The organism is Polaromonas sp. YR568 (assembly GCF_900116715.1).
Classification (GTDB): Bacteria; Pseudomonadota; Gammaproteobacteria; order Burkholderiales; family Burkholderiaceae_C; genus Polaromonas.
The window spans coordinates 575,505-602,360 of record NZ_FPBM01000002.1 but is presented as its reverse complement, the minus strand read 5'-3'; the positions used below and the strand labels follow the sequence as shown (position 1 = coordinate 602,360).

Sequence of the window (26,856 nt, the reverse complement as noted above, 5' to 3'; positions counted from 1 at the left end):
TCTGACTTATGAAAAACCATAATTTGTTTGCCGCGCTGCGGGCCGCTTTCCCTGCTTCGCTGGATGAGGTCGCCGTTGAAACCGACACCGGCCTGAGCTATTCGTGGCGTGACCTCGAACGCGGCACCGCAATGATGGCCAACCTGCTGGCCTCGCTCGGCTTGCCTGAAGGCGCCAGGGTGGCGGTACAGGTTGAAAAATCGGTGGAGGCCATGATGCTTTACCTGGCGACCTTGCGCGCCGGTTATGTGTTTTTGCCGCTCAACACTGCCTACCAGAGCGCCGAGATCGAATACTTCATCGGCAACGCCGAGCCCTCGGTGATGGTGTGCAGCGGCAAGAACTTCGGCTGGGTCAGCAAGATCGCCTTCAAGGCCGGCACACAGAATGTGTTCACGCTGGACGATGACCGCACCGGCTCGCTGCTGGACCGGGCGGCGCATTGCAGTGACCAGCACGAGGCGGTGGCGCGGCAGGCAGATGACCTCGCCGCCATCCTCTACACCAGCGGCACCACGGGCCGCAGCAAAGGCGCAATGCTGACGCACGGCAATATGCTGAGCAATGCGCTCGTGCTGAAAGACTACTGGGGCTGGAAAAAGGGCGATGTGCTGATCCATGCCTTGCCGATCTTTCATGTGCACGGCCTTTTTGTTGCGATTCACGGTGCGCTCATCAACGGCAGCAAGATGATCTGGCTGGCGAAGTTTGACCCCAAACTGGTGGTGAAAAAACTGCCCGAAGCCACAGTGTTCATGGGCGTACCCACCTTGTATGTGCGCCTGCTGGCGGAGCCGGGGCTGACCCGCGAGGCCTGCCGCAACATGCGCCTCTTTGTGGCGGGGTCGGCGCCTTTGCTCATCGAAACCTTCAACGAATGGAAAGAGCGCACCGGCCACACCATCCTGGAGCGCTACGGCATGTCGGAGACCGTCATGCTCACCTCCAACCCGTATGAAGGCGCCGAGCGGCGCGGCGGCACTGTGGGCTTTGCGCTGCCCGGTGTCAGCCTGCGTGTACAGGACGAAGGCGGGCAGTCCTTGCCGGCCGGCGAGATAGGCGGCATCCAGGTCAAGGGTCCGAACATCTTCAAGGGCTATTGGCGTATGCCGGAGAAGACGAAAGAGGAGTTCACCGCAGACGGCTACTTCAAGACGGGCGACGTCGGCAAGATCGACGAGCGCGGCTACATCGTCATTGTGGGCCGAAGCAAAGACCTCATCATCAGCGGCGGCTACAACGTCTATCCGGCGGAGATCGAGGGCTACATCAACGACATGCCCGGCGTGGCCGAAAGCGCGCTGGTCGGCGTGCCGCATCCGGATTTTGGCGAAGTCGGCGTGGCAGTCGTCATTGCCAAGCCAGGCGCCTCGCTTGAGGGCGGCAGGATTGTGGGTGAGCTGAAGTCGAAGCTGGCCAACTTCAAGATTCCCAAGCAGTGCTTTGTCGTCAATGAACTGCCGCGCAACACCATGGGCAAGGTACAGAAGAATCTGCTGCGCGAGCAGTACAAGGCGCTATTCGCCTAGAGGGCCGGCGCCGCCAGCCGCGGCGAACAGCCGCACGCCCTCAATCAGCCTTGCCAGGCCGAAGGCAAAGGAGCGCGCAGGGTCGGTGGTGCCGCCGTACTCAGCGCCGGCCTTGGCGCCTATCCTGACGGCGAGTGGGAACACCTGCGGATCGACCAGCTGCTGCATCAGGCCCGCATGCAGCGCCCACCACTCTTCATCGGAGTTGCCGGTGACCTGCATCGCAGTCCGGGCATCGATGGCGTTCCTCGCGGCGCCGCGCACAAAGTCGGACACGGCCGCAACCACCAGGTCCATATCGAGATCGCCAAGGCCCGCATCGGCCACCGCGCTCAGTTCGCGCTCGTATTTGCGGATCGAGTGCGGCCCCAGCGAAGCGCGGTAGGTTGATACCTCCAGCATCCAGGGGTGGCGCTGGTACAGCGCCCAGGCATCGCGCGCCACGCACTGAAGGCGTGTCTCCCAGCCGGCGTCCGGCAATGTTTCGGGCAGCTCGGCATAGGCGAGTTCAACGATGAGGTCCAGCAGCTCCGGTTTGCCGGGCACATAGCGGTAGAGCGACATGGCGGACACGCCTAGCCGCTCACCCAGCGTGCGCATGGTCAGGGCCTCCAGGCCGGAGGCATCGGCCAGCGCCATGGCCTGGGCGCCTATGAGCGACGGCGTGAGGCCGGGCCTGCGCCCGGGTTTGGTGCTGCGGGGCAGGTCCCACAACAGCGTGAGCGTGGTCTGCGGATCGCCACGACCCGTGAATCTGGATGGCACCTTGTTCGCTCCTTCATTTGACATTGGGTGTCGATATTATGCACAATGGCGTACGTTGTAAACAAAAAAGGAATCCATTGAAAGCTTTCGAAGAACAGCTTGATCGCCTGGTGGCGCTCGGGTATCCGGCGATGCTCGGTTGCTCAGCAGGAGAATTCCGCGAACACCTTGATGGTTTGCGTGCCCATGTTTCTGCCGAGGCGCCGGGGCTGGACGTGGCAGAAGGGACGGTTGCTTATGTGCTGGTCGTGAATTGCGCGGCTGCGCCGGTAGCCAAGACCTTGCCGCTGGTCGTGCGTGACGGCCGGGCGGCGATTGAGCGGCTCTTTCCCCGCAAGCCCGATTTCTTCCGGCCGGCCCCGTCCCTGGCGATTCCGTCAGGGCACGCCTATTTGCTGCTCGATGTCGACCGGGGCAACAGCTCCCTCAATGCAGTGCCAAAGGACGCGCGGGCCCGGATCGCCGCCGAAGGCAGAATGCCGCTCACGATCGAAGAGGGCGTGGCCTTGCTGACGCAGTACCCGGAGTTCCTTCAGCCCAATCACTGCTTCATGATGCTGGGCTCACGCGGTGACGACAAGCGGGTGCCGGCGCTCTGGCTCAGCGGCAAGCAGCCCAAGCTCGGCTGGTGCTGGGAGGGCAACCCGCACACATGGCTTGGCTTCGCTTCGTGCAGCGGCCGGTCACCGGGCGTGGCTATTCCTGGCTAGGAAAGTCGTCGACCTGGATCACCTTGTCGGCGGCGCGCAGGTAGGCCAGCGCCAGTTCGGGCCGGCTTGAGGCCTGCGCGGCGCGTTCCATCGACTGGTTGCTGCGCACGGCTTTGTTGAGTGTCACGGTGTCTTCGCCCAACTGCGCCGCCAGATCCAGCGCATCCATCAGGTTGCGCAGCCCGCCGCTGGTGGGTGTGGCCAGGTCCGGGCACAGGCGCTTCGCCACAGCGGGGCTGGTTCGTAGCAGCTTGGCAAGTTCGAGCAACTGAACATCGCGAAGCGGCGCCAGGCGCGTGCTGCGGTTGAGCACCATCGCGCCCACTACACGCCTGAGCGGTGACGGGAAGTTGGCGTAAAGCGCCTCCAGCGCATCGCCGGCCTGGTCGAGCTGCATGCGAATCGCGGCGCGCGCAACCGGCAGCATGTCCGCATCCTTTTCGTAGGCGTAACGCCACAGGCTGGCACTGGCCATGTAAAGGTGGGCCAGCACGTCGCCGAGCCGGGCCGAGAGTAGCTCCATGCGCTTGAGTTTCCCGCCCAGAAGGCCCATGGCCAGGTCGCAGGTCAGCGCGTACTGGCTGCTCAGGCGGGCGATCAGCCGGGCTTCTTTTTCGAGCCCCGCGGGCGGCGTGCCTTGCAGCGGCGCGCCGGCAATGCTGTGCCAGAAATTGCGCAGTACGTGGCCGCCGTGGCCCATCAGCGCTTCGCCCAGTGCCTCCGCATTGTTGTCACGCACTGCCTCCATTTCCTTCATCACATAAGGGTGGCAGCGCACGGCGCCCTGGCCAAAAATAATCAATGAGCGGGTGAGGATGTTGGCGCCTTCCACCGTGATGGCGATGGGCGCGCCGCGGTAGGCCACCGACAGCAGGTTGGACGGGCCCTGGATGATGCCCTTGCCGCCCAGGATGTCCATGCCGTGGTTAACGGCCCGCCGGCCGGCTTCCGTGAGATGCACTTTCAGGATGGCGCTGGCCACGCTGGGCTGCTCACCTTTGTCGAGCACGGCCGCGGTGTAGCGGCGGGCGGCGTCGGTTGCGTAAAGCTCGCACGCCATTTCCGCAATTACGCCGGCGATCGCGTCAAAGCGGCCAATTGGCAGGCCGAACTGCTCGCGCACCTGGCCGTAGCCGTTGGCGACAAAAAGGGCTGTTTGCTGCATGGCCGAGCCCAGCGCCGGCAAGGAGATGGCGCGCCCGGCCGCCAGGCATTCCATCAGCATGCGCCAGCCCTGGCCGACTTGCTGCTCGCCGCCGATGATCCATTCCATGGGGATAAAGACTTCGCGGCCTTCGATGGGGCCGTTCATGAAGGCGGCGTCCATGGGACGGTGCCGCCGGCCGATCTGCATGCCGGGCTGCGGCACCGGGATCAGCGCGCAGGTGATGCCCAGGTTGCGCTGGCCTTCCGGCAGAGTTTCGTCGATCGCGTTAAAGGCCAGGCCGACGACAGTGGCGACAGGCGCCAGCGTGATGTAGCGCTTGGAGAAATTGACGCTGAAGCCGCGCACCATGACGCCATCAATTTCCCGCTCGGTGAGAACGCCCCGGTCGGGGATGGAGGCGGCGTCGGAGCCTGCGTAGGGCGAAGTCAGGCCGAAGCAGGGCAGGTCGCGGCCGTCGGCCAGGCGGGGCAGGTAGTGCTGCTTTTGCACGGTGGTGCCGTAGCGCAGCAGCAGTTCGGCCGGGCCCAGGGAGTTGGGCACCATCACGGTCACGGCGGCTGAAATGTTGAGGGTGGCGATGCGCGTCACCACGGTGGCGTGGGCGTAGTGGCTGAAGCCCAGGCCGCCCCATTCCTCGGGGATGATCATGCCGAAGAAGCGTTTGTCGCGCATGAAAGTCCAGACTTCGGCCGGCAAGTCGCCGGCCTGGTCGATGGCGAAATCATCCAGCAGGGCGCACAGCGCGCGGACTTCGTTGTCCAGGAAGGCCTGTTCCCTGGCGGTGAGCACATTGGGGCCGGCAGCCAGCAGCGCATCAAAATCGGGCGTTCCCGAGAACAACCGGCCTTCAAACCCGACGGTGCCGGCTTCCAGTGCGGCCCGTTCGGTGTCGCCCATGGCGGGCAGGGCACGGGCAAAGGGTTTCATGGCGGCCTGGCCTAGCCACTGGGCAAATCCCATGGGTTTCTCCTGAGTTGAAGGTAAAGGACTGGCCTTTAGCGTACGCAGGGTGGGCCCGGGTGTCAGGTGCCTATGGGCGTGTCCTGCTGTAGGCGGATTTGCCACGTTAGCGGACAGGGCGCCCGGTTGGGGCCTCCGGAGAGGGATAAAAAGCCCCCGGGCCGTAAGCCCTCTTATACAATTGCTCCGGTCTGATTTTTGCTTGTATTTTTGCGTGTGTTTCCTGGTTTCACTTCCAAGTTTTAAGAGGAGTAGCGGACATTATGAAAAAGCATCTTGGGTATCTGGCGTTCTCGACCATCCTGTTAGCCGTGCTGGCAGGTTGCGGTAAAAAAGAGGAAGCGCCTGTCGCTGCCACACCGGCCCCCGCTGCCAGCGCACCCGCTGCGGCGCCCGCCGAAGAAAAGGTGCTCAATGTCTACAACTGGCCCGACTATGTCGCCAAAGACATGGTTGCCAACTTCGAAAAAGAAACCGGCATCAAGGTCAACTACCAGACCTTTGAAAACAACGAAGCCTTGCATGCCAAGCTGGTCGCGGGCAACACCGGCTACGACATCGTGGTGCCGGGCGCCGTCTTCGCCAAGCCGCAAATCGACGGCGGCCTGCTCGCCAAGCTCGACAAGTCCAAGGTCGCCAACTACGGCAACCTCGACCCGGCCATCATGGAAAAGCTGGGCACCATCGACCCGGGCAATGCCTACCTCGTCCCCTGGGCCTGGAGCTTCACCACCGTCGGCATCAACAAAGCCAAGGTGACCAAGGCGCTGGGCTCCACCCCCATGCCTGAAAACGCCTGGGACCTGGTGTTCAACCCGGTCTACACCGCCAAGCTCAAATCCTGCGGCATCGCCTACCTGGATTCGCCAACCGAAGTGCTGCCGCCGGCCATGCACTACCTGGGCAAAAACGCCTACTCCAACGACCCGGCCGACCACAAGGCCGCCGCTGAAATGCTGGCCAAGGTTCGCCCGCACATCCGCATGTTCTCCAGCACCATGATTGATGACCTGGCCGGCGGCAAGGCCTGCGTGGCCCTGGCCTGGGCCGGCGACATCAACATCGCGCGCGGCCGCGCCATTGAAAACAAGAGCGGCAACGACGTTGAAGCCCTGCTGCCCAGCACCGGCGGCCTGATCTTCTTCGACACGCTAGCCATTCCGAAGGATGCCAAGCACCCGAACAACGCGCTGGCCTTTATCAACTACTCGCTGCGCCCTGACGTCTCTGCTTCGCTGACCAACGAGCTGGGCTACGCCACGGCCAACAAGGCCAGCATTCCCAACGTCAAGCCTGAAATCGCGCAAGACAAGGCTGTCTTCCCCGATGCAGACAACCTGAAGAAGATGGTGTCCCCGGCCAGCTTCAGCAACGAGGCGCGCGAGTCGATGAGCAATGTGTTCACCGCCTTCAAAAAAGGCAAGTGACGTTTTACTGATCTCTGGCAAGCGCTGATTTCAGTGTGACCCCGGCTGTGCATGCAATGCGTTGTGTGCGCAGCTTTTTTTCATCTTGTTGAGTCGGCAGGAAACCCTGTTCATGAATCTACCCCTCTCGGCCGGCGACGGATTTTTGCGGACAGACCAGCTGGTCAAGCGGTTTGATGGCGTGGCGGCAGTCGACGATGTGTCCCTGTCCATCCATAAGGGCGAAATCTTCGCGCTGCTCGGCAGCTCCGGTTGCGGCAAATCGACCTTGCTGCGCATGCTCGCCGGTTTTGAAAAACCCACCGAGGGTTCAGTGATCCTGGACGGCGTGGACATCGCGTCATTTCCACCCTACGAACGGCCCATCAACATGATGTTCCAGTCGTATGCGCTCTTCCCCCATCTGACGGTGTGGGACAACATTGCCTTCGGCCTCAAGCGTGAAGGCATGCCCAAGGGCGAGATCGAGGCGCGCGTGCAGGAGATGCTCAAGCTGGTCCAGCTGGAGACTTTTGCCAAACGCAAGCCGCACCAGCTCTCAGGCGGTCAGCAGCAACGCGTGGCCCTGGCGCGCAGCCTGGCCAAACGGCCCCAGTTGCTGCTGCTGGACGAACCGCTGGGCGCTCTCGACAAGAAGCTGCGTGAACGCACGCAGTTTGAGCTGGTCAATATTCTTGAATCCGTGGGCGTGACCTGCGTCATGGTGACGCACGACCAGGAAGAGGCCATGGCCATGGCCTCCCGCATTGCCGTGATGAGCCACGGCCGCGTGCTGCAGGTGGGCACGCCCAAGGAAATCTACGAACATCCCAACTGCCGTTTTGTGGCCGACTTCATCGGCAACGTCAACATGTTTGAAGGCGAGCTCACGGTGGACGAGGCAGATCGCTGCGAGGTCACGACGGAGCAGGGCGTGGTCAATGTCGGCCACGGCATCAGCGGGACGCTGGGCATGTCGGTGGCCATCGCGGTGCGGCCTGAGAAGATCCATATCGACAAAACCAGGCCGGACGTGAACGTCAATCTCTTCACCGGCAAAGTGCGCGAGATTGCCTATTTCGGCAGCTACAACACCTTCATTGTGGAAATGCCGGGCGGGCGCAGGGTGAAGATCACCGAGACCAACACCACGCGTCATGAAAGCTCCCTGATCACCTGGGAGGATGCGGTGTTCTTCTGGTGGGACGATTCGGCGCCTGTGGTGCTGACCCAATAAGCCGCTGTAGCGATGAAAATCCCTTCCTGGCTTCAACTCAACCTGGGGCGGCGCTTCGTGATCGGCGTGCCCTATGCATGGCTGCTGCTTTTCTTTGTGCTGCCTTTCCTCATCCTCTTGCGCATCAGCGTGACGGACATGGGCAACGGCGTAGACCCCTTTGCACCGCTGATCGAGACGGTCGAAGGATCGTGGCATGTCATGCTGCGCTACAACAACTACGCATCGATCTTTATCGACAGCGCGGCCGATGCGGTGGGCGGCTTCGGCAACACCATCTATATGGAGGCCTACAAGACCTCGCTGAAATACGCCTTGCTGACCACGCTGTCGTGCTTGGTGATCGGCTACCCCTTTGCCTACTTCATCGCCCGCTCGCGGCCCTCGATTCGCCCGGCCTTGCTGATGCTGGTCATGCTGCCGTTCTGGACGTCCTTTTTGCTGCGCGTGTATGCCTGGAAGGGCATCCTGGCCGACCAGGGCGTGCTCAACAACCTGCTGATCTCGCTGGGCATCATCCATGAGCCTATGGTGATGCTCTACACCGATGTGTCGATGCTGGTGGGCATGACCTATGTGTATTGCCCCTTCATGATCCTGCCGCTGTATGCCAATCTGGTGAAGATGGATTTCCGCCTGCTGGAGGCCGCCCATGACCTTGGCGCGAGCGCCTGGAAGGCCTTCTGGCTGATCACCGTCCCGCTCAGCAAATCGGGCATTGTGGCCGGCTCCATGCTGGTATTTATTCCCAGCGTGGGTGAGTTCGTCATCCCCTCGCTGCTGGGGGGCGCCGAAAACATCATGATAGGCCGCGTGGTGTGGGATGAAATGTTCAGCAGCAACAACTGGCCGCGCGCATCGGCGCTGGCGGTGGTGATGATCCTGCTGATTCTGGTGCCGCTGGCGTTTTACTACCGCTCCAGCAGCGACCGCGATGCAAAAGGGCGCCACTGACATGAAGAGCGGCATGAGAACTTTCCAGCGCCTTGTAGAGGGCAACGTAGGCCGGGTGTGGATGGGGCTGGTCTATCTCTTCCTGTATATCCCGTTGATCTTCCTGATCGTCTTTTCCTTCAACAGCACGCGGCAGGACGGTGTCTTCACCGGCTTCTCCCTGCGCTGGTATGAGGCGCTTTTGTCGGATTCGCGGCTGGTTGAGGGCTTTTTCCTGTCGCTGAAAGTCGCGCTGATCACTGGCACCTTGTCGGTGGTGCTGGGCAGCTTTGCCGCCTTTGTGCTGGTGCGCTATTTGCGTTTTACCGGCCGCACGCTGTTTTATGGGCTGGTGAATGCGCCGCTGGTGATGCCCGAGGTCATCATCGGCCTGGCCCTGCTGCTGTTGATGGTGGCGGTGCAGCGCACCATAGGCTGGCCGGACCGGGGCTTTATCACCATCGTGACGGGGCACACGCTGCTGGGCATGGCTTACGCCACAGTGGTCATCCAGTCACGGCTCAGTGAAATGGACCGCACGCTGGAAGAAGCTGCCATGGACCTGGGCTGCCGGCCCATACAGGTGTTCTTCCTGGTGACTTTGCCTAGCATTGCGCCGGCGCTGGTGTCGGCCTGGCTGCTCACGTTTACGCTGTCGTTTGACGACGTGGTGATTTCCGAGTTTTTGTCGGGGCCTGGCGTGACGACCTTGCCGCAGGTGATCTTCAGTTATGCCCGGCGCGGCGTGAACCCGTCGATTTATGCGGCGGCCACGATTTTGATCACGGTGGTGTCGCTGGGCATCATTGCCTACAGCATCTCCGTGATGCGCCGGCAAAAGCGTCTGGACCGCGAGATCAGTGCGGCGGCCCGGCCTGAGCAGGCGTTTCCCGACCCCGACCCGGCAAAGTAGCCAGCACCACACCGGCCAGCGCGATGCCAAAGGCGCCGATCTGCGTCGGGTTCAATGTTTCACCGAGAACGATGACACCGACGGCCGCGGCGCTGACCGGCAGCATGACGGTAAACACACCGGCCTGATTGGCGGGGATGGTTTTGAGTCCGGTCATCCAGAGCCAGACCGTCCAGACGCTGGCGGCCAGCGAGTAAAACAGCAGCAGCATCCAGGACGAAGGCGCCACGCGGCTGAAATCAAAACTCCAGGCCATCCAGATCCCTAAAGGCGTGATCAGCGCAAAACCCCAGAGATTGATCAGCGCCGTGATGCGTTTGGGGCTGAGCACGCCGGTCAGTTTCTTGCCGATCACGGCATAGGCGGCTTCGCACAGTACCGCCCCCACCAGCAGAAGATTGCCCAGCCAGGCCTTTTTGGACGCTAAATCGGCCTCCAGCCCAGTAGCGACGTGCGCAGGAAGCTCATTTTTTGATAGCGATACCAAGCCGATGCCAATGACGGCGCAGGCCACGGCGCCCCATACCCGCAGGCCGATGCGCTCGCGCAGGAACATCCAGCTCATCAGCGCCACGGCCGCCGGAATGGACGCCATGATGACGCCGGCGGCCACCGCGCTGGTCATGCTCACGCCAAACAGCATGCAGATCGAAAAAAGGAAGTTGCCCAGGAAGGACTCGAGGAATAGCAACTGGCCGGTTTGCCGGCTCATGGGGGCTTCTTCTGCGGGTTTTTTCAGCCAGTGCAACATGGCCGCACCGCCGATGCCAAAGCGCAGCCAGGCCAGCAAAAAGACGGGCAGGGCGGCGACCAGGGGCTTGGAAAGCGCTACATAGCTGCCTACCAAAGACATGCTGAGCGCGAGGCAGGCGTACGCCACAATGCGGTTCATTAAACTGGGAATTCCTGTTGCAGCGGCCTTGCAGCCCGTCGATTGAATAGATCGCCTGACGTTGCCAGGCGCAGGCTGAAATCATGCCTCAATTTTCAGTGCTCGATCCGAATCACCGATGAAGCCCGAAGCGATGTCGCCATCTACTCCCCGTTATGTTTTTGTCTATGGCACCCTGCGCAAGGGAGAAGAGCGGGACATCAACCGCCTGCGGCCGGCGCCGCGCTGGATAGGGCCGGCTTGCGTGACCGGCGTGATGCACCATCTGGGTAGTTATCCCGGGCTGGTGCTGGGCGCGCAGGGTACGGTGCACGGCGAGGTGTATGCCGTTGAGGCCGAACTTGAACGGGTGCTCGACGAGATCGAAGAGGTTTGGCCGCAGCAAACCGGTGAATACGCCAAGCGGGAAGTGGCGGTGCGGCTCGATGCGTCGGACGCTCTACCCGGGGCGATTGACGCAGCCCGTGAGCTCGTGTGCGTTCTCTATGAGATCGCGCCTGAACGCACGCAGGGCAAACCCATCATCGCCGGTGGTGACTGGGTTGCGCATCGAATGAGCCACAAGACCTGAGTCAAACCATCTGAGATCCAGTGGCCTGCCCCGAAGGGCGTGCGTGCTTCACTTCGCGCGGCAAGCGCAGCAGTCGCTTCTGATGCATTTCATCATTCGATAAATTCATTCCGTAATATGGAATGAAAGAATGGTGCGCTGCAAAAATATTTCTCAATGCAAGAAATTGAATTTTGTATTGCGATATTTAAAGTAAATATTGTTGATTTTATTGGATTTTATTTTTATCTTATATAAGACATAAGAGCTTCACAAAGTCTTGTAGAAGACTTAAAGTTAACCCATCGAGTTAGCCAATTTCTTCTCTTTTCTTTTCAACCTACGGAGCCCACCATGCCGCAAACCCTGACCGAACAATTGAGCCGCGACCAGCAGATTTCCGCCCTGGAAAAAGACTGGGCCACCAACCCGCGCTGGAAAGGTATCAAGCGCGGCTACAGCGCTGCCGACGTGGTCCGCCTGCGCGGCTCGTTCCCCATCGAGTACACCCTGGCCCGCCGCGGTGCAGAAAAGCTCTGGAACATCCTGCACAGCGAACCCTACGTCAACTGCCTGGGCGCGCTCACTGGTGGCCAGGCCATGCAGCAGGTCAAGGCCGGCGTCAAAGCCATTTATCTGTCGGGCTGGCAAGTTGCCGCTGACAACAATACCTATTCGTCGATGTACCCCGACCAGTCGCTGTATCCGGTGGATTCGGTGCCCAAGGTCGTTGAAACCATCAACAACACTTTCCGCCGTGCTGACGAAATCCAGCACTCCAAGGGCATTGATGCCGGTGACAAGGGCTACATCGACTACTTCGCTCCCATCGTGGCAGATGCCGAAGCCGGCTTCGGCGGCGTGCTCAATGCGTTCGAACTGATGAAGGCCATGATCCGCTCCGGCGCAGGCGGCGTGCACTGGGAAGACCAGCTCGCATCCGTCAAGAAGTGCGGCCACATGGGCGGCAAGGTGCTGCTCCCGACCCGCGAATCCTGCCAGAAGCTGATCGCAGCCCGCATGGCGGCTGACGTGTGCGGCGTGCCCACGCTGGTGATTGCCCGCACCGATGCTGAAGCGGCCGACCTGCTGACCTCCGACTACGACGAGATCGACAAGCCTTTCCTGACTGGCGAACGCACGGCTGAAGGCTTCTACAAGACACGCAAGGGCCTGGACCAGGCTGTTGCCCGCGCCAACGCCTACGCCGAGTACGCCGATCTGGTGTGGTGCGAAACCGGCACGCCTGACCTCGACTTCGCGAAGAAGTTTGCCGACGCCGTGCACAAGGTTCACCCCGGCAAGATGCTGGCCTACAACTGCTCGCCGTCGTTCAACTGGAAGAAAAACCTGGACGACGCCACCATCGCCAAGTTCCAGCGCGAACTCGGCGCCATGGGTTACAAGTACCAGTTCATCACGCTCGCCGGTATCCACTCCATGTGGTACAACATGTACGACCTGTCGCAAGACTACGTCAAGCGCGGCATGACCGCCTATGTCGAGAAGGTGCAAGAGCCCGAATTCGCAGCACGCGACCGCGGCTACACCTTTGTGTCGCACCAGCAGGAAGTGGGCACCGGTTACTTCGACGAAGTCACCACCACCATCCAGGGCGGCAAGTCCAGCGTGACCGCGCTGACCGGCTCCACCGAAGAAGAGCAGTTCCACTGAGCTGACTTCAACCCGATAAATTACCCAGACGCTTGTGCCTTCACAGGTACAGCTTTAGCCCGGACAGGAACTTAGGGCCTGTCCGGGCTTTTTTGTGGGCGCTTTTTGGCGTAGAGTGCAGTTTGTTACATAAAACACGACTGTGAACATCAATTCGAGGAGGCTGCCGTGTCGGAACTAACCGTGGGGTTCAAGCGTATTTCGTGTCCTGATTGCCAGGGGTCTGGCGAGTTGCGCATCGAAAGTGAAAACATCAACGAAGATTTCGAAGTCGAAAAGCAGACCGTCATCACAGAATGCCCGCGTTGCCTGGGCCTCGGCTTTTTGCCGCCCGGCTCGCCGCAATAACAACAACCGCACCTGCTTAAAGGGCCCGATGTGAATGGGCCTTGCCAACCTGCCGTAAAATAACGGCATGCAATCAATCAAGCTGGAAACAGGAAGGATCGTTCGGGTTATGACACCGCGAACTACGACTTCGTCCGTTTTCTGGAGTCATCCAGGGCGCTAGTCCGCACCCCTTGGTGATTGTTAGCTACAAATTTCATAGCTTAAATCCAAATCTCCCCATCAAAGCGCGGCATGTTCCGCGCTTTTTTGTTGCGTTTTCCTGTTTTCTGTTTGTCCTGAAAAGATACTCCCATGATTCAAATCACGCTCCCCGATGCCTCCAAACGAGAGTTTCCGCAAGCTGTCACGGTCGCTGAAGTCGCCGCTTCGATCGGCGCCGGCCTGGCCAAGGCCGCGCTGGGCGGCAAGGTCGACGGCAAGGTTGTCGACACCAGCTACCTGATAGCCAGGGACAGCGCGGTTTCCATCATCACGGCCAAGGATGCCGATGGCCTGGACATGATTCGCCATTCCACGGCGCACTTGCTGGCCTATGCCGTCAAAGAGCTGTTCCCGGATGCGCAGGTCACCATCGGCCCGGTGATTGAAAACGGCTTCTTCTACGATTTCTCGTACAAGCGTCCGTTCACGCCGGAAGACCTGGTGGCCATCGAAAAACGCATGACAGAGCTTGCCGCCAAGGATGAGCCCGTCACACGCCGCGTGTTGCCGCGCGACGAGGCCGTCGCGCATTTCAAGAGCATCGGCGAGCATTACAAGGCTGAAATCATCGCCAGCATTCCCGCCAACGAAGATGTCTCGCTTTACCGCGAAGGCGCCTTTGAAGACCTCTGCCGCGGCCCTCACGTGCCGAGCACGGGCAAGCTGAAATTCTTCAAACTGATGAAAGTGGCCGGCGCCTACTGGCGCGGCGACCACCGCAACGAAATGCTGCAGCGGGTTTACGGCACGGCCTGGGCCACCAAAGACGAGCTGCAGCAGTACCTGACGATGCTGGAGGAGGCGGAAAAGCGGGACCACCGCAAGCTCGGCAAGGAGCTGGACCTGTTCCACATCGACGACCATGCTCCCGGCCTGGTGTTCTGGCATCCCAAGGGCTGGACGGTCTGGCAGGGCGTTGAGCAGTACATGCGCAAGGTCTACCAGGACAACGGTTATCAGGAGGTCAAAGGCCCGCAGATCATCGACAAGACGCTGTGGGAAAAAACCGGCCACTGGGACAAATACCGCGACAACATGTTCACCACGGAGAGCGAAAAACGCGAATACGCGCTCAAGCCGATGAACTGCCCCGGCCATATCCTGATCTTCAAGCAGGGTATCAAGAGCTACCGCGACTTGCCGCTGCGCTACGGCGAATTCGGCCAGTGCCACCGCAACGAACCTTCGGGTGGCTTGCACGGCATCATGCGCGTGCGCGGTTTCACGCAGGACGACGGCCACATCTTCTGCACCGAAGACCAGATCCTCAAGGAATGCGTGGATTACACGACCTTGCTGCAGAAGGTGTATGCCGACTTCGGCTTCAAGAACATCATCTACAAGGTTGCCACGCGTCCCGAGGCCCGCATCGGCTCCGACGAAAGCTGGGACAGGGCCGAGCACGCCTTGATGGAAAGCCTGCGCGCGTCGGGCTGCGAGTTTGAGATCGCCCCTGGCGACGGCGCCTTTTACGGCCCCAAAATCGAATACACGCTGAAAGACGCGATCGGCCGCCAGTGGCAGTGCGGCACCATGCAGGTCGATTTTTCGATGCCGGAGCGCCTTGACGCCGAATATGTAGGCGAAGACGGCAACCGCCACCGCCCGGTGATGCTGCACCGCGCGATTGTGGGCAGCCTGGAGCGTTTTATCGGAATTTTGATCGAGGAACACGCCGGCGCCCTGCCGACCTGGCTGGCCCCGGAGCAGGTTTCGGTCCTCAATATCACCGATTCCCAGGCCGAATATGCCCAGGAAGTTGCCAAAACGCTGCAAAATCAAGGGCTTAGGGTCCACCTCGACCTGCGCAATGAGAAAATTACGTATAAAATACGGGAGCACTCGATGAAAAAGCTGCCGTACATCCTGGTCGTGGGCGACAAGGAGAAGGCAGCCGGAGCCGTTGCAGTGCGCGCCCGGGGTAACAAAGACCTTGGAGTGATGCCTCTCGATGCGTTTGCCCAGCAAATTGCCTCTGACATCGCACAAAAAGCCTGAATCGCCGACAAACTCACCAGAGTTTGCAGGGATTGAGCTTCTCGTCCTTGTGGGACGGGCGCAAGCCGCTATAGCTTTTATAGCAAGAGTTAAAGGATAGAACCATCGCTACTGAATTTCGTGACCGCCGTCACCGTGAAGAACGCAAGCACCGCTTGAACCGTGAAATCATGGCCCCCGAAGTGCGTCTGACCGGGCCAGACAACGAGCCTTTAGGCATTGTCAGCATCATGGAGGCCTTGCGCCTGGCAGGTGAGGCCGACGTGGATCTTGTTGAAATCTCCCCCACAGCGGTTCCCCCGGTGTGCAGGTTGATGGATTACGGCAAGTTCAAGTACGCCGAGCAGAAGAAGGCGGCGGAAGCGAAGTCCAAGCAAAAAGTGATCGAGATCAAGGAAGTCAAATTCCGGCCCGGCACTGACGATGGGGACTACAACATCAAACTGCGCAATATCAAGCGCTTTTTGGAAGAAGGCGACAAGTGCAAGATTACCTTGCGCTTTCGCGGTCGTGAAATCACGCACCAGGAACTGGGCTTGGCCCTGCTGGCGCGTATCCGCGACGAGTTGGCTGATTTGATTGTGGTGGAGCAATTCCCCAAGCTTGAAGGCAGGCAGATGGTCATGATGATCGCGCCGGGCCGTAAAAAGCCGGGTGGCGCCAAGTCGGCAGCCGATGCGGCTCCAGCTCCGGCACCGTCCGCAGCCTGAGGCCGGTGGGTAGAGAAAAGATCAGGGGCGCTTAGCTGCGTTCCGGTGAAAGCAGGCGAAAGCCCGCTTTCCAAAAGCAGAAGGGTCAAACCTTTTGCGACCGGTGAGGAGTCGAAAGACTCCTTGCTTAACAAGTGTCTCGGGGCCATCAAGTCTGCGGAAGGTTCGCAGCGCCTCACGAGCACAAATGAAAAGGAGCATTTATATGCCCAAAATGAAGACCAAGAGTAGCGCGAAGAAACGCTTTCGCGTTCGTCCGGGTGGTACCGTCAAGCGCGGCCAAGCCTTCAAACGTCACATCCTGACCAAGAAGACCACCAAAAACAAACGCCATCTGCGCGGTGCGGTGACTGTTCATGAGACCAATATGGGTCACATGGCACAGATGCTCCCAGGCCAGGGCATTTAATTTAACGACGAACAAGGAGTACACACATGCCTCGCGTCAAACGTGGTGTAACGGCTCGCGCCCGCCACAAAAAAGTTCTAGCCCTTGCAAAAGGTTTCCGCGGCCGCCGCGGCAATGTCTTCCGTATCGCCAAAGAAGCGGTAATGAAGGCTGGGCAATATGCCTACCGTGACCGCCGTACCAAGAAACGCGTGTTCCGCCAGTTGTGGATCGCCCGTATCAATGCAGCAAGCCGTTCATTTGGCTTGACCTACAGCCAGTTTGCCAATGGCCTGAAGAAAGCCGGCATCGAGATCGACCGCAAGGTTCTGTCCGACATGGCTATCAATGACAGCGCCGCTTTTGGCGCCATCGTTGAACAGGTGAAAGCCAAGCTGGCCGCCTGATTTTCAGGCCAGGCAGTATTGATGCTATCAAATCAATAGCTGCTTATCCAGAAGATTAAAGGGCTGGAGCTTGAAAAGGCTCTGGCCCTTTTTTATGGTCTTTTCCGCAGCGCTTGCGACTCCCGACGGGATGAGAGTGCTGCCGAAAGTGCCTTTGCTGTTTTGTATTTCGACCAAGAGAATTTATGAATCCACCTGACGCCCTCAATGAACTGGTCAGCAGCGCCAAGTCGAGTTTTGCGCAGGCCCTGACGCCCGCTGACCTGGAAAACGCCAAGGCCCAGTTCCTGGGCAAGACCGGCCGCGTGACCGAACTGATGAAGGGTATGGCTGCGCTCAGCGTCGAAGAGAAGAAATCCCGGGGCGCTGCCATCAACCTGGCCAAGCAGGCCATCGAGGCCGCGCTGACCGAGCGCCGCCAGGCGCTGGCCGATGCAGAACTGCAAAAGCAACTCAAGGCTGAAGCACTCGACGTCAGCCTGCCAGGCCGTCAGCGTACGCAGGGCGGCTTGCATCCAGTGTCGCTGACACTGGAGCGCATTGAAGGCATTTTTGGTTCCATGGGCTTTGATGTCGCCCAAGGCCCCGAGATTGAAACCGACTGGTTCAATTTCACGGCGCTCAACACGCCCGAAGACCATCCGGCGCGCTCCATGCACGACACCTTTTATGTCGAGGGTGGCACCGAAGCCGCGCCCAACCTGCTGCGCACCCACACCAGCCCCATGCAGATCCGCTACGCGGTCCAGCATGTCAAAAAGCACCGCGCAGTGATCGATGCCGGCGGCCGCATGCCGGAGATCCGCGTCATCGCGCCGGGCCGCACCTACCGCGTCGACAGCGACGCCACCCACTCGCCCATGTTCCACCAGTGCGAAGGCCTGTGGATCGGCGAGAACGTGAGCTTCAAGGATCTCAAGTTCGTCTTCACCGATTTCTGCCGCACCTTCTTTGAAAGCGACGATCTGGTGCTGCGCTTCCGGCCCAGCTTTTTCCCGTTCACCGAGCCCAGCGCCGAGATCGATATCCAGTTCCAGACCGGGCCGCTGGCTGGCCGCTGGCTGGAAGTGGCCGGCTCCGGCCAGGTGCACCCGAACGTGGTGCGCAACATGGGGCTGGACCCCGAGAAGTACATCGGTTTTGCCTTCGGCATGGGCCCCGACCGCCTGACCATGCTGCGCTACGGCGTGAATGATTTGCGCCTGTTCTTCGATGGCGACATCCGCTTCCTGTCCCAGTTCCAGTCCTGAAATACAAGAACAAGAAAAACAAGGTTAGACCATGCAATTCCCAGAATCCTGGTTGCGCGAATTCTGCAACCCGCCTTTGAATACCCGGCAGCTCGCCGACACGCTCACCATGGCCGGCCTGGAGGTCGAAGAACTCAAGCCGGTGGCGCCGCCGTTCACCAAGATCGTTGTGGGCGAAATCAAGGAGGCCGTCCAGCACCCCGACGCCGACCGCCTGCGCGTCTGCCAGGTCGACGTGGGGCAGGGCAGCCTGCTCAACATCGTCTGTGGTGCGCCCAATGCCCGCGTGGGTATCAAGGTGCCGTGCGCATTGGTCGGTGCGGAGTTGCCGCCCGGTGAAGACGGCAAGCCTTTCCTGATCAAGGTCGGCAAGCTGCGCGGCGTGGAAAGCCAGGGCATGCTGTGCTCCGCGCGCGAGCTCAAACTCTCTGAAGACCACGGTGGCCTGCTCGAGTTGGCCGCTGATGCGCCGCTGGGCCAGGACATCCGCGAGCACCTGAAGCTCGACGACACCCTGTTCACCCTCAAGCTCACGCCCAACCTGGCGCATTGCCTGAGCGTTTTTGGCGTCGCGCGTGAAGTGGCTGCACTCACGGGTGCGCCGTTGAAGACGCCGGCCATTCCCGCAGTGAAGGCTACCGATGCCACGAAGCTGCCGGTCAAGATCAGCGCGCCCGACTTGTGTGGCCGCTTTTCCGGGCGTGTGGTGCGCAATGTCAACACCAAGGCCGTTACCCCGCAATGGATGGTTGACCGCCTGGCCCGTTGCGGCCAACGCAGTGTGACGGCGCTGGTGGATATTTCCAACTACGTGATGTTCGAGCTGGGCCGCCCCTCGCACATCTTTGACCTCGACAAGATCCACGGTGGGCTCGACGTCCGCTGGGGCAAGCCCGGCGAGACGCTGAAGCTGCTCAACGGCAATACCGTGACGGTTGACGAAAAGGTTGGCGTCATTGCCGATGACGTGCAGGTCGAGTCGCTGGCCGGCATCATGGGCGGCGACGCAACTTCCGTGTCTGACGACACAAAACACGTTTACGTCGAAGCCGCCTTCTGGTGGCCGAAAGCCATTGCCGGCCGTTCACGCCGTTACAACTTTTCGACGGACGCGGGTCACCGTTTTGAGCGAGGTGTAGACCCCGGCCAGACTGTCGAACACATCGAGCGCATCACGCAGCTGATCATCGACATCTGCGGCACGGCAGATACCGTCTGCGGCCCCATGGACGACCAGCAAGTCAATGTGCCCAAAGCCGCGCCAGTCACCTTGCGTGTGGCGCGCGCGGCCAAAGTGATTGGCATGCCGCTGACACAGGCGCAATGCCTGGATGCCCTGCAACGCCTCGGCCTGCCGGTGACGCAAGGTGCTGGCGGTGAGGGCACACTGACCGTAACCCCACCCAGCTACCGTTTTGATCTGCAGATCGAAGAAGATCTCATTGAAGAAGTCGTGCGCATGGTGGGCTACAACCAGCTCCCCGAAACGCCACCGCTGGCGCCCATCACCGCCAGCTTGCGCGCTGAGGCCGAGCGCAGCCCCTTTGGTGTGCGCCGCGCACTGGCATCGCTGGGCTACCAGGAAACCATCAACTTCAGCTTCGTGGAAGAGCGCTGGGAGCATGAGCTTGCCGGCAACCCCAATCCCATCAAGCTGCTCAATCCCATTGCCAGCCAGATGAGCGTGATGCGCTCCTCGCTGCTGGGGTCGCTGCTGCAAGTGCTCAAGTTCAACCTGGACCGCAAGGCGCCACGCGTGAACGTGTTTGAGCTCGGCCGCGTCTTTCTGCGTGATGCGCAGGTCCAGAACACAGACACCACTGTGGCGGGTTTCAACCAGCCCATGCGCGTGGCTGGCCTGGCTTACGGTCCGCGCGCCGCGCTGAACTGGAGCCAGTCTGACAAGGCCGTGGATTTCTTCGACATCAAAGCTGACGTGGAGGCATTGCTCGCGCCACTCCAGGCCATCTTTGCGCCGGCTGTACACCCCGCCATGCACCCCGGCCGCTGCGCCAGCGTGTCCGTGGGCGGCAAGCCGATCGGCTTTGTCGGTGAATTGCACCCGCAGTGGCGCCAGGGCTATGACCTGGCCCAGGCGCCGCTGCTGTTCGAACTGGACCTTGAAGCCGTGCTGCAGCGGCCTGTGCCGGAGTTCAAGCCCGTCAGCAAGCTCCAGCCGGTTGAGCGCGACATCGCCGTCATCGTGGCCGAAAGCGTCACCCATGCCGCGCTGATGGCGGCCATCCATGGCGCCAATACACAGGGCCTGCTCAAAGGCGCGACGCTGTTTGACGTCTATCGCCCCCAGCAGGCCAGCGCCAGCATGCAGATGGGTGAAAAAAGCCTGGCGGTGCGCTTGGTGCTTTCGAGCGACGCCGCTACACTGACCGACGAGGAGATTGAGGCGGCCGTTCAGGCGGTTCTCGCAAATCTGCAGGGTCAGCTGGCGGCACGCTTGCGTGCCTGACCCGCCACGACAAGCTTTCAAAAATAAAAATCGCAGGAGTACCGCCGCATGGAATTTTCTGTAGAGAGCCTGGAAACCCCGGCGCTGACCAAAGCTCACCTGGCCGAGTTGCTGTTTGAGCAGATCGGGCTCAACAAGCGCGAATCCAAAGACATGATCGACGCGTTTTTTGACCTGATCTCAGACAGCCTGGTGGACGGAAACGATGTAAAAATTTCCGGTTTCGGCAACTTCCAGATCCGCACCAAGGCCCCGCGCCCTGGCCGCAATCCCCGCACCGGGGAGGCCATCCCCATCCAGGCCCGCCGCGTGGTCACATTCCACGCCAGCCACAAGCTCAAGGACCAGATCCAGGGCGAAAATCCGGCTGAGTAGAGTAGGGGGCGGCAGTCCGCCGCCGGTTGCCGTTTATTGCACCGTCGGCGTGGCTTTGTAACGCCATGTCAGTTGTGTGACGGAACAACACATTTCAAAAAACCCAAGCAACTCTTTGCGCTAAGTTTCGACTTAGAGTAGATTTGGAGGTTTCCTCCTTAGCGCATTGATTTAATTGGAGAAAACCCTTCCACCCATCCCGGCGAAACGCTATTTCACCATCGGTGAAGTCAGCGATTTGTGCGGCGTCAAACCTCACGTGCTCCGTTATTGGGAGCAAGAGTTCACGCAGCTACGCCCGATGAAAAGGCGCGGCAACCGCCGCTACTACCAGCACCATGAGGTGCTCATGATCCGCCGCATCCGTGATTTGCTCTACGACCAAGGCTTCACTATTAGCGGCGCGCGCAACAAACTCCAGGAAATCGTCCAGATCGAACGCGACAAGCGCCGCAACGGCGAAGTCATGCTTGACGGTGTTGAAGTGCTTGAAGGCGGCGATTCCTTGCTTGAGGATTTCGAAGACTCCGTGGACCACTCCGATTTCGAAGACAGTGAACCCGAAGGCGCTGACCTGCCCACGGGCACCGCCGCGCAGCAAAGGCTGCAACTGGTACGCCGCGAGTTGTTCGAAATCCGCGATCTCCTCGGCACCAACCACTGAGAAGCACTCAGCGGCAGGCTATAATCTGAGGCTTGTCGGTGTGTGGCGCAGCCTGGTAGCGCACTTGCATGGGGTGCAAGGGGTCGAAGGTTCGAATCCTTTCACACCGACCAATATTGATAGGGGTTAGCAGATTAGCGTCTGCTAACCCTTTTTCATTGGCGGGCCAGAAACCGCAAAGAGCAGGGTGTGCAAAAGGACTGCAAGCGGCCTACGCTGCGGCGGCAATGCCCTGCGTAGCGCGCTGCAGCGCAGCCCGCGCCAGCAAGCGTGTGGAGTCCAGCGTCGGCAGCGGTGAATTCGCGTCGCTCATGATCAGCGGGATCTCGGTGCAGCCCAGCACCACCGCATCACAGCCTTCGCTTTTCATGCGCGCCATGACTTGCTGGAAATAGGCAATCGCTTCAGGCTTGAAGACGCCGTACACCAGCTCATCCATGATGATGCGGTTGATTTCATCGCGTTCGGCGTCGGCAGGGCGCAGGTATTGCAGACCGCGCGCCGACAGCTTTTCAGGATAGACCTCGCTGTTCGTCAGCCAGCGGGTGCCCGTGATGCCGATGCGCCGGTAGCCACGCTGCGCTGCTTCTTCCGCGACGACTTCTGCGATGTGCAGCCATGGCAAAGGTGAACGCTCCTGAACATAGGCAAACGCCTGGTGAATGGTGTTGTCGGGGCAGATCAGGAAGTCGACGCCCGCTTTGGCCAGCTTGTGGGCTGAGGCCAGCATCACGTCGCCCACGCCCTGCCAGTCGTCCCGGTAGATGTGCACCATATAGTCCGACAGCGAAGGCGTGTGCATCGACACCTCCGGATGGGCGTGCGGCCCCAGGTGTTTGGCGCCTTCCGCGCAAATGGTCTGGTAACAAAGCGCTGCGCCTTCCGCAGAGCAGCCGACGATGCCGATGTGCTGGGGTTTCGTTGTGGAGTTCATGGGCTTGAGTGAGGTAGGTGCCGCGCTGGCCTGATTGCGTGTCTGTTTGATCAGCTAGCGCCGCGACCGCCTGTTTTCAACCCCGCGGAAAACCCTGAGTGGTGTCTGTCCACCCACTTGTTTTTATTTGCCTATCGAATCGGCAAGAAACCCAATCAGGTGGCGTTGTGCCGTGTTGAGCGGCATGGGTGACGAGATCAACGCAAGCTCGGTGGGCGCAAGCACCGGAAAGCCCTCGTCTTCACGCAGCGCGCGGTGTTCCGGCAATACGGCTGTGGTCGGCAGCACGGTGATGCCCAGCCCCGATGCGACAGCGGCCTGAATGCCGGTGAGGCTATGGCTGCCAAACACCACGCGCCATCGTTTCCCGATTTTGTCCAGCGCCCGGATGGCGCGCTGCCGATAGACGCAGCCCTGTGGAAACACGGCCAGCGGCACTTCGTCTTCGTTTTGCAAAGCCGCTTTTCCGGCAACCCATACCAGGGATTCGGGCCACGACGCGATGCACTCCCCGCTGCCGGGTTCGCGTTTGATCAAGGCGATGTCGATCTCGCCAAGGTGCAGCTTGTGGCTCAGGTCCGTACTCATGCCGCTGACGGTTTCCAGCCGCACGCCTGGGTGGATGGCCAGGAAGTCCGACAACATCGCCGACATGCGTTGCGCGTTGAAGTCCTCGGGCACGCCCACACGAACGGGAGTCAGCGCCGTGGGCGCCGACAGCACGTCTTCCGCCTCCTGCGCAATCGCGAGCAGGCGGCGCGCGTAGGCCGCGAGTATCTCTCCATGCTCGGTGGGGCTGACACGCTTGCCTGTCCTGTCGCGAACCAGCAAGGCACGTCCGACGCTTTCCTCCAGCTTGTTGATTTGCTGGCTGACGGTTGACTGGGTGCGGTGCACGCGCTCTGCGGCCCGCGTGAAGCTGCGCTCGTCGACAACACAGACCAGGGTTTTGAGGAGTTCGAGATCGAGCATAGATGCTTATTGATAAATCAACTGATAGACAAATGATAATTTAATTTGCAAATATCAAATGGGGATTGCATAGTCCCTGGCGTACAAGACTTACGGGACCGATTCATGACCCTTGAACACACGCCAAGGCCAAGCTGGCTCACCTTTGACTGCTATGGAACCCTGATCCAGTGGGACGAAGGCCTGCGCGCGGCGGTCCAGAAAATCCTCAGGCTCAAAGGTGCGCCCGACATTCCTCCCGCCGACTTGATTGCCCTGCACGACCGCTACGAGCACCAACTTGAGCAAGAGAGGCCGCACCGCTCGTTTCGCGAGGTGTCTGACCAATCGGTGCGCATGGCGCTTGAGGCGCTGGGCTTGCGCAGCGACGCCGGGGACGGCCGCATCCTGACCGACGGCATCGGTGCGATGCCGCCGTTTCCCGAGGTTGTCGGCGCACTGCGGCGGCTCAAAGAACTCGGCTTCAAGCTGTGCATCGTGTCCAACACCGATGACGACATCATTGCCGGCAACGTGGCGCAACTGGGCGGGACGATAGACCGTGTCATCACGGCCCAGCAAGCCGGCGCCTACAAACCGGCAAGGCGCCTGTTCGACTACGCCCATGCAGAACTGGGCGTGAGCAGGCATGACGTCGTGCACATCTGCGCAAGCCCGCATCTTGACCATGCCGCCGCGCGCGACATCGGCTTCAGGTGTGTGTGGATAGACCGCGGCGTCAGGGCGCCCTTGCCGGACTACACGCCTGATGCAACACTGGCCAGGCTGGATGAAGTGCCTGGCCTGTTTCAGAAGCTTGGCTGGTAACCGGCAATCAATCGCTCAATGTGAAGGAGATTCTTGAATGGCCCATACCCTATCAGTAGCGGCGCCGGCTGTGAAGGGCCGGCGCGTCGACCTGGCCTCCGATGCCGTGCAGCAAACCCGCTTCGAGCTTGCCGCCTGCTTTCAGCTTGCGGCTAGGTTCGGCTTTGAAGAAGGCATCTGCAATCACTTCTCGGCCCTGGTGCCTGGCCATGACGACCTGTTCTTCGTGAACCCCTATGGCTATGCCTTTCGCGAGATCACAGCGTCGCGCTTGCTGGTCTGTGACTTTGACGGCAACGTGCTGGACGGCGAGGGGCAACCCGAAGCCACCGCATTTTTTATTCATGCGCGCCTGCACCGCCTGCAGCCGCGGGTGCGCGTCGCCTTTCACACCCACATGCCCAACGCCACCGCGCTGAGCATGCTGGAAGGACCGCCCCTTCTGTGGCTGGGCCAGACGGCCCTGAAGTTCTACGGGCGCGTCGCTGTTGACGAGCACTACAACGGCCTGGCGCTCGACAACTCCGAGGGCGACCGCATCAGCGCTACATTGGGAGACGCCGACGTGGTGTTTCTGAAGAACCACGGCGTGATCGTGACAGGCCCCACCATCGCCGAAGCCTGGGACGATCTTTATTACCTTGAGCGCGCCGCAGAAGTCCAGCTCAAGGCGATGAGCACCGGGCGGCCGTTGCGCAGCATTCCTCATGAGGTGGCGCAGCGCGCCTACGAGCAGATGCGGGTGGGCGACCCTGCCAGTGCGCGGGCGCACCTTGACAGCATGCTTCGCATGTTGAAAGAGGGCAGCGCGTAGCGGCCGTTCGTGTTGGGCCCGCCGTCAGGCGGGCTCGGGCGCCAGTTCCGCCGCAGCTTCAGCTTGCCCGGCCTCGGCCTCACCATCGCCGAGTTCACCGCCCAGTGCGTCCAGCACGTCAGGGATCAGCGACGACAGCTCGCCGGTGATGATGGCCGCGTCGGTGTCAAAGCCATCGTCGTCCTTGCCGCTTTCCTGCACGCCGTCCAGCACCACATCCAGCAGCTTGAGTTTTTTGAGTTGCGCGGTTTCCGTCAGCACAAAAGACACGCGCTCGTTCCACGTCATCGCCAGTTGCGTCGGCAGTTTGCCGGCGGCGATGTGCTGGGCCACTTCGTCAATCTCCAGCGTGTGGCGTGAATAGCGCACTGTCGATTTCTGATCGTCCGGTGTCTTGAGTTCGCAGTCGCGGTCTACCGTGAAGTTGTAGGGCGCTTCGCGGGTCGACAGCCAGTGCGACATCGCCGCCGCGGCCGACATCTGCGTCTGGATGGGGCTGGCCTTGAGGCCGGGCAGGGCGCCTGGCACTTCACTCAGCGCTTCCACCAGGTAACTCACGATTTTGTCGGCGCCTGTGAGGTTGCCGGCGTCGACCACCAGGAATCTGTTGGTCATGTCGATCCAGAGCGTGGTCGTTGAGCGCTTGGTGAAGGCGCGCGGCAGCAAGTCGAGCATGACTTCCTGCTTGAACTCCTTCTTGATCTTGGCGCCCACCCGTTCGCGGCCGGTTTCTTCCTTGTATTTCTCGATGCGCTCTTCCACCGCAGCCTTGATGGCCGACGAGGGCACAGGCCGGCGTTCGGTGCACAGCCGGGCGATCAGCTGGCGGCCCACGCTTTCGAGCAGCACCGTGCTCTTGTTGCCGCGCGGCGGCACCCAGCCGCTGGATTCGGGCTCTGTGGCGCCGCAGGGCACAAAGCGATGGGACTGGAAAATTTCTTCAAGCGCTTCCAGCGGTGGAAGCACAAAATCGTCGGCAATGCGAAAAAAGATTGCGGTGTTGAACATGGAATCCGGGGAAGGGGTTGAAAGAAAGAAGAGGGAGGCGGGCTGAAGGCCGGGGGAGTGGCTTGCCGCTTGCGGGGAAATTCTAGCGGTGCTTTTTTTGCAAGGCGTCGAATCCGGCTCAGGCTCAGATGAGAAGGCTGTCGTTAACCTTCATTCAATATCAAAGGCGTGGATACCGTAGGCGCCCTTGCGGCGGTCTTCAAAGTACTGCTCTAGCGTCTGCTTGACTGTCTTGAAGGCAATTTCGTCCCAGGGGATTTCGGCCTCGGTGAACAGTTTTGCTTCCATGGTCTCGTGGCCCGGGTTGAACTCGGTGCTCAAGAGTTTTGCCCGGTAGTACATGTGAACCTGGCCGACGCGCACCACGTTCATGAGGGTGAAAAGGCCCAGCAGCTCATACTGGGCGCCGGCCTCTTCATCAGTCTCGCGGGCCGCACCCTGCGCGGTGGTTTCGCCCAGCTCCATGAAGCCGGCGGGCAAGGTCCACTTGCCGCGGCGCGGTTCGATATTGCGTTTGCACAGCAGCACCTGGGCGCCGTCTTCGCCCCAGGTAGGCACCGTACCGACCACATTGAGCGGGTTTTCGTAATGGACCGTATTGCAGGCCGGGCAGACGGCCCGCTCTTTTGTGTCGCCGTCATCCGGCAAACGGTACACCACGGCGGTGCCGCAGACGCGGCAGTGGTTCAGGGGCGGGCGTTGCATTCAATGAGTGTAGCGGCTTTGCGCCTGCCGACGCCCGCTGGGGCGCATGGCAGGTTGGCTGATGCGCT

26 protein-coding genes and 1 tRNA gene are annotated in these 26,856 nt (G+C 60.7%); 20 read left to right on the top strand and 7 right to left on the bottom strand.

All coding sequences use genetic code 11. The features are described 5' to 3' along the window. Positions 1 to 8 precede the first annotated feature (8 nt). Positions 9 to 1,529 (top strand): malonate--CoA ligase, encoded by a 1,521-nt coding sequence (locus tag BM408_RS07150; RefSeq protein WP_092128324.1) that lies wholly within the window; start codon positions 9 to 11, stop codon positions 1,527 to 1,529. On the opposite strand, the gene BM408_RS07145 is transcribed toward BM408_RS07150, so the two are convergent. Next, on the bottom strand, positions 1,518 to 2,294 hold the full coding sequence (locus tag BM408_RS07145) for a TetR/AcrR family transcriptional regulator (RefSeq protein WP_092128322.1): 777 nt from the start codon (positions 2,292 to 2,294) through the stop codon (positions 1,518 to 1,520). The two genes, BM408_RS07150 and BM408_RS07145, sit on opposite strands and share 12 nt — an antisense overlap. A 77-nt stretch (positions 2,295 to 2,371) precedes the next feature. Between BM408_RS07145 and BM408_RS07140 the strand changes: the two genes are divergently transcribed. Beyond that, positions 2,372 to 3,004, top strand: a complete 633-nt coding sequence (locus tag BM408_RS07140) for a DUF5701 family protein (RefSeq protein ID WP_217649420.1) — start codon at positions 2,372 to 2,374, stop codon at positions 3,002 to 3,004. Here the strand turns inward: BM408_RS07140 and BM408_RS07135 are convergent. Next, on the bottom strand, positions 2,991 to 5,132 hold the full coding sequence (locus BM408_RS07135; protein ID WP_092128320.1) for an acyl-CoA dehydrogenase: 2,142 nt from the start codon (positions 5,130 to 5,132) through the stop codon (positions 2,991 to 2,993). The two genes, BM408_RS07140 and BM408_RS07135, sit on opposite strands and share 14 nt — an antisense overlap. Positions 5,133 to 5,395: 263 nt before the next feature. On the opposite strand from BM408_RS07135, the gene BM408_RS07130 reads away from it, so the two are divergent. From BM408_RS07130 to BM408_RS07115, 4 genes are all read left to right on the top strand, one after another. Further along, on the top strand, positions 5,396 to 6,559 hold the full coding sequence (locus BM408_RS07130) for an extracellular solute-binding protein (RefSeq protein ID WP_092128318.1): 1,164 nt from the start codon (positions 5,396 to 5,398) through the stop codon (positions 6,557 to 6,559). Between the two features lie 112 nt (positions 6,560 to 6,671). Beyond that, the gene (locus tag BM408_RS07125) at positions 6,672 to 7,775 is read left to right on the top strand and encodes an ABC transporter ATP-binding protein (protein ID WP_092128316.1); all 1,104 of its coding nucleotides are present in this window, start codon (positions 6,672 to 6,674) and stop codon (positions 7,773 to 7,775) included. Positions 7,776 to 7,787: 12 nt separating this feature from the next. Further along, positions 7,788 to 8,729 carry an ABC transporter permease gene (locus BM408_RS07120; protein WP_092128314.1) on the top strand — a complete coding sequence of 314 codons (942 nt, stop codon included), beginning with the start codon at positions 7,788 to 7,790 and terminating at the stop codon, positions 8,727 to 8,729. A 13-nt stretch (positions 8,730 to 8,742) separates the two neighbouring features. Then, positions 8,743 to 9,621, top strand: a complete 879-nt coding sequence (locus BM408_RS07115) for an ABC transporter permease (protein WP_254774729.1) — start codon at positions 8,743 to 8,745, stop codon at positions 9,619 to 9,621. Here the strand turns inward: BM408_RS07115 and BM408_RS07110 are convergent. Continuing rightward, the gene (locus tag BM408_RS07110; protein WP_092128312.1) at positions 9,566 to 10,513 is read right to left on the bottom strand and encodes a DMT family transporter; all 948 of its coding nucleotides are present in this window, start codon (positions 10,511 to 10,513) and stop codon (positions 9,566 to 9,568) included. The genes BM408_RS07115 and BM408_RS07110 overlap by 56 nt on opposite strands. A 133-nt stretch (positions 10,514 to 10,646) precedes the next feature. On the opposite strand from BM408_RS07110, the gene BM408_RS07105 reads away from it, so the two are divergent. The 12 genes from BM408_RS07105 (at position 10,647) to BM408_RS07055 (ending at position 21,661) form a co-directional block, all read left to right on the top strand. Then, positions 10,647 to 11,084 carry a gamma-glutamylcyclotransferase family protein gene (locus tag BM408_RS07105; RefSeq protein ID WP_092128561.1) on the top strand — a complete coding sequence of 146 codons (438 nt, stop codon included), beginning with the start codon at positions 10,647 to 10,649 and terminating at the stop codon, positions 11,082 to 11,084. A 333-nt stretch (positions 11,085 to 11,417) separates the two neighbouring features. Beyond that, positions 11,418 to 12,737, top strand: coding sequence for an isocitrate lyase (aceA, locus tag BM408_RS07100; RefSeq protein ID WP_092128310.1), 1,320 nt, complete (start codon positions 11,418 to 11,420; stop codon positions 12,735 to 12,737). A 168-nt stretch (positions 12,738 to 12,905) separates the two neighbouring features. Further along, positions 12,906 to 13,085 (top strand): hypothetical protein, encoded by a 180-nt coding sequence (locus BM408_RS22685; protein WP_139237312.1) that lies wholly within the window; start codon positions 12,906 to 12,908, stop codon positions 13,083 to 13,085. A 294-nt stretch (positions 13,086 to 13,379) separates the two neighbouring features. Continuing rightward, the gene (thrS, locus tag BM408_RS07095) at positions 13,380 to 15,287 is read left to right on the top strand and encodes a threonine--tRNA ligase (protein WP_092128308.1); all 1,908 of its coding nucleotides are present in this window, start codon (positions 13,380 to 13,382) and stop codon (positions 15,285 to 15,287) included. A gap of 104 nt (positions 15,288 to 15,391) precedes the next feature. Next, positions 15,392 to 15,997 carry a translation initiation factor IF-3 gene (gene infC / locus BM408_RS07090; protein ID WP_092128306.1) on the top strand — a complete coding sequence of 202 codons (606 nt, stop codon included), beginning with the start codon at positions 15,392 to 15,394 and terminating at the stop codon, positions 15,995 to 15,997. A 205-nt stretch (positions 15,998 to 16,202) separates the two neighbouring features. Then, positions 16,203 to 16,406, top strand: coding sequence for a 50S ribosomal protein L35 (rpmI, locus tag BM408_RS07085; RefSeq protein ID WP_066266229.1), 204 nt, complete (start codon positions 16,203 to 16,205; stop codon positions 16,404 to 16,406). A 26-nt stretch (positions 16,407 to 16,432) separates the two neighbouring features. Beyond that, positions 16,433 to 16,792 carry a 50S ribosomal protein L20 gene (gene rplT / locus BM408_RS07080; RefSeq protein WP_092128304.1) on the top strand — a complete coding sequence of 120 codons (360 nt, stop codon included), beginning with the start codon at positions 16,433 to 16,435 and terminating at the stop codon, positions 16,790 to 16,792. A gap of 185 nt (positions 16,793 to 16,977) precedes the next feature. Continuing rightward, positions 16,978 to 18,042 carry a phenylalanine--tRNA ligase subunit alpha gene (pheS, locus tag BM408_RS07075; RefSeq protein ID WP_092128302.1) on the top strand — a complete coding sequence of 355 codons (1,065 nt, stop codon included), beginning with the start codon at positions 16,978 to 16,980 and terminating at the stop codon, positions 18,040 to 18,042. Positions 18,043 to 18,073: 31 nt separating this feature from the next. After that, a complete protein-coding gene (gene pheT, locus BM408_RS07070) occupies positions 18,074 to 20,509 on the top strand; it encodes a phenylalanine--tRNA ligase subunit beta (protein ID WP_092128300.1) in 2,436 nt (811 codons plus the stop codon). A gap of 48 nt (positions 20,510 to 20,557) precedes the next feature. After that, on the top strand, positions 20,558 to 20,884 hold the full coding sequence (locus BM408_RS07065; protein ID WP_074575303.1) for an integration host factor subunit alpha: 327 nt from the start codon (positions 20,558 to 20,560) through the stop codon (positions 20,882 to 20,884). A 175-nt stretch (positions 20,885 to 21,059) separates the two neighbouring features. After that, on the top strand, positions 21,060 to 21,548 hold the full coding sequence (locus tag BM408_RS07060; RefSeq protein WP_092128298.1) for a MerR family transcriptional regulator: 489 nt from the start codon (positions 21,060 to 21,062) through the stop codon (positions 21,546 to 21,548). A 36-nt stretch (positions 21,549 to 21,584) separates the two neighbouring features. Beyond that, positions 21,585 to 21,661: transfer RNA gene (locus tag BM408_RS07055), tRNA-Pro, on the top strand. Between the two features lie 98 nt (positions 21,662 to 21,759). Here the strand turns inward: BM408_RS07055 and BM408_RS07050 are convergent. Together BM408_RS07050 and BM408_RS07045 are read right to left on the bottom strand one after the other, a co-directional pair. Beyond that, positions 21,760 to 22,482, bottom strand: a complete 723-nt coding sequence (locus tag BM408_RS07050) for an aspartate/glutamate racemase family protein (protein ID WP_092128296.1) — start codon at positions 22,480 to 22,482, stop codon at positions 21,760 to 21,762. A 123-nt stretch (positions 22,483 to 22,605) separates the two neighbouring features. Further along, the gene (locus tag BM408_RS07045; protein WP_092128294.1) at positions 22,606 to 23,454 is read right to left on the bottom strand and encodes a LysR family transcriptional regulator; all 849 of its coding nucleotides are present in this window, start codon (positions 23,452 to 23,454) and stop codon (positions 22,606 to 22,608) included. A gap of 105 nt (positions 23,455 to 23,559) precedes the next feature. Here BM408_RS07045 and BM408_RS07040 point away from each other — a divergent pair, with 105 nt between their 5' ends. Next, positions 23,560 to 24,261 carry a haloacid dehalogenase type II gene (locus BM408_RS07040; RefSeq protein ID WP_092128292.1) on the top strand — a complete coding sequence of 234 codons (702 nt, stop codon included), beginning with the start codon at positions 23,560 to 23,562 and terminating at the stop codon, positions 24,259 to 24,261. A gap of 37 nt (positions 24,262 to 24,298) precedes the next feature. Continuing rightward, entirely contained in the window at positions 24,299 to 25,075 is a 777-nt protein-coding gene (locus BM408_RS07035; RefSeq protein WP_092128290.1) for an aldolase, read from the top strand. A gap of 24 nt (positions 25,076 to 25,099) precedes the next feature. Here BM408_RS07035 and BM408_RS07030 read toward each other — a convergent pair whose 3' ends face one another. Both BM408_RS07030 and BM408_RS07025 read right to left on the bottom strand, forming a co-directional pair. Beyond that, entirely contained in the window at positions 25,100 to 26,083 is a 984-nt protein-coding gene (locus tag BM408_RS07030) for a recombination-associated protein RdgC (RefSeq protein WP_092128288.1), read from the bottom strand. Positions 26,084 to 26,233: 150 nt separating this feature from the next. Continuing rightward, on the bottom strand, positions 26,234 to 26,788 hold the full coding sequence (locus tag BM408_RS07025) for an NUDIX hydrolase (protein WP_092128286.1): 555 nt from the start codon (positions 26,786 to 26,788) through the stop codon (positions 26,234 to 26,236). Positions 26,789 to 26,856: the final 68 nt, after the last annotated feature.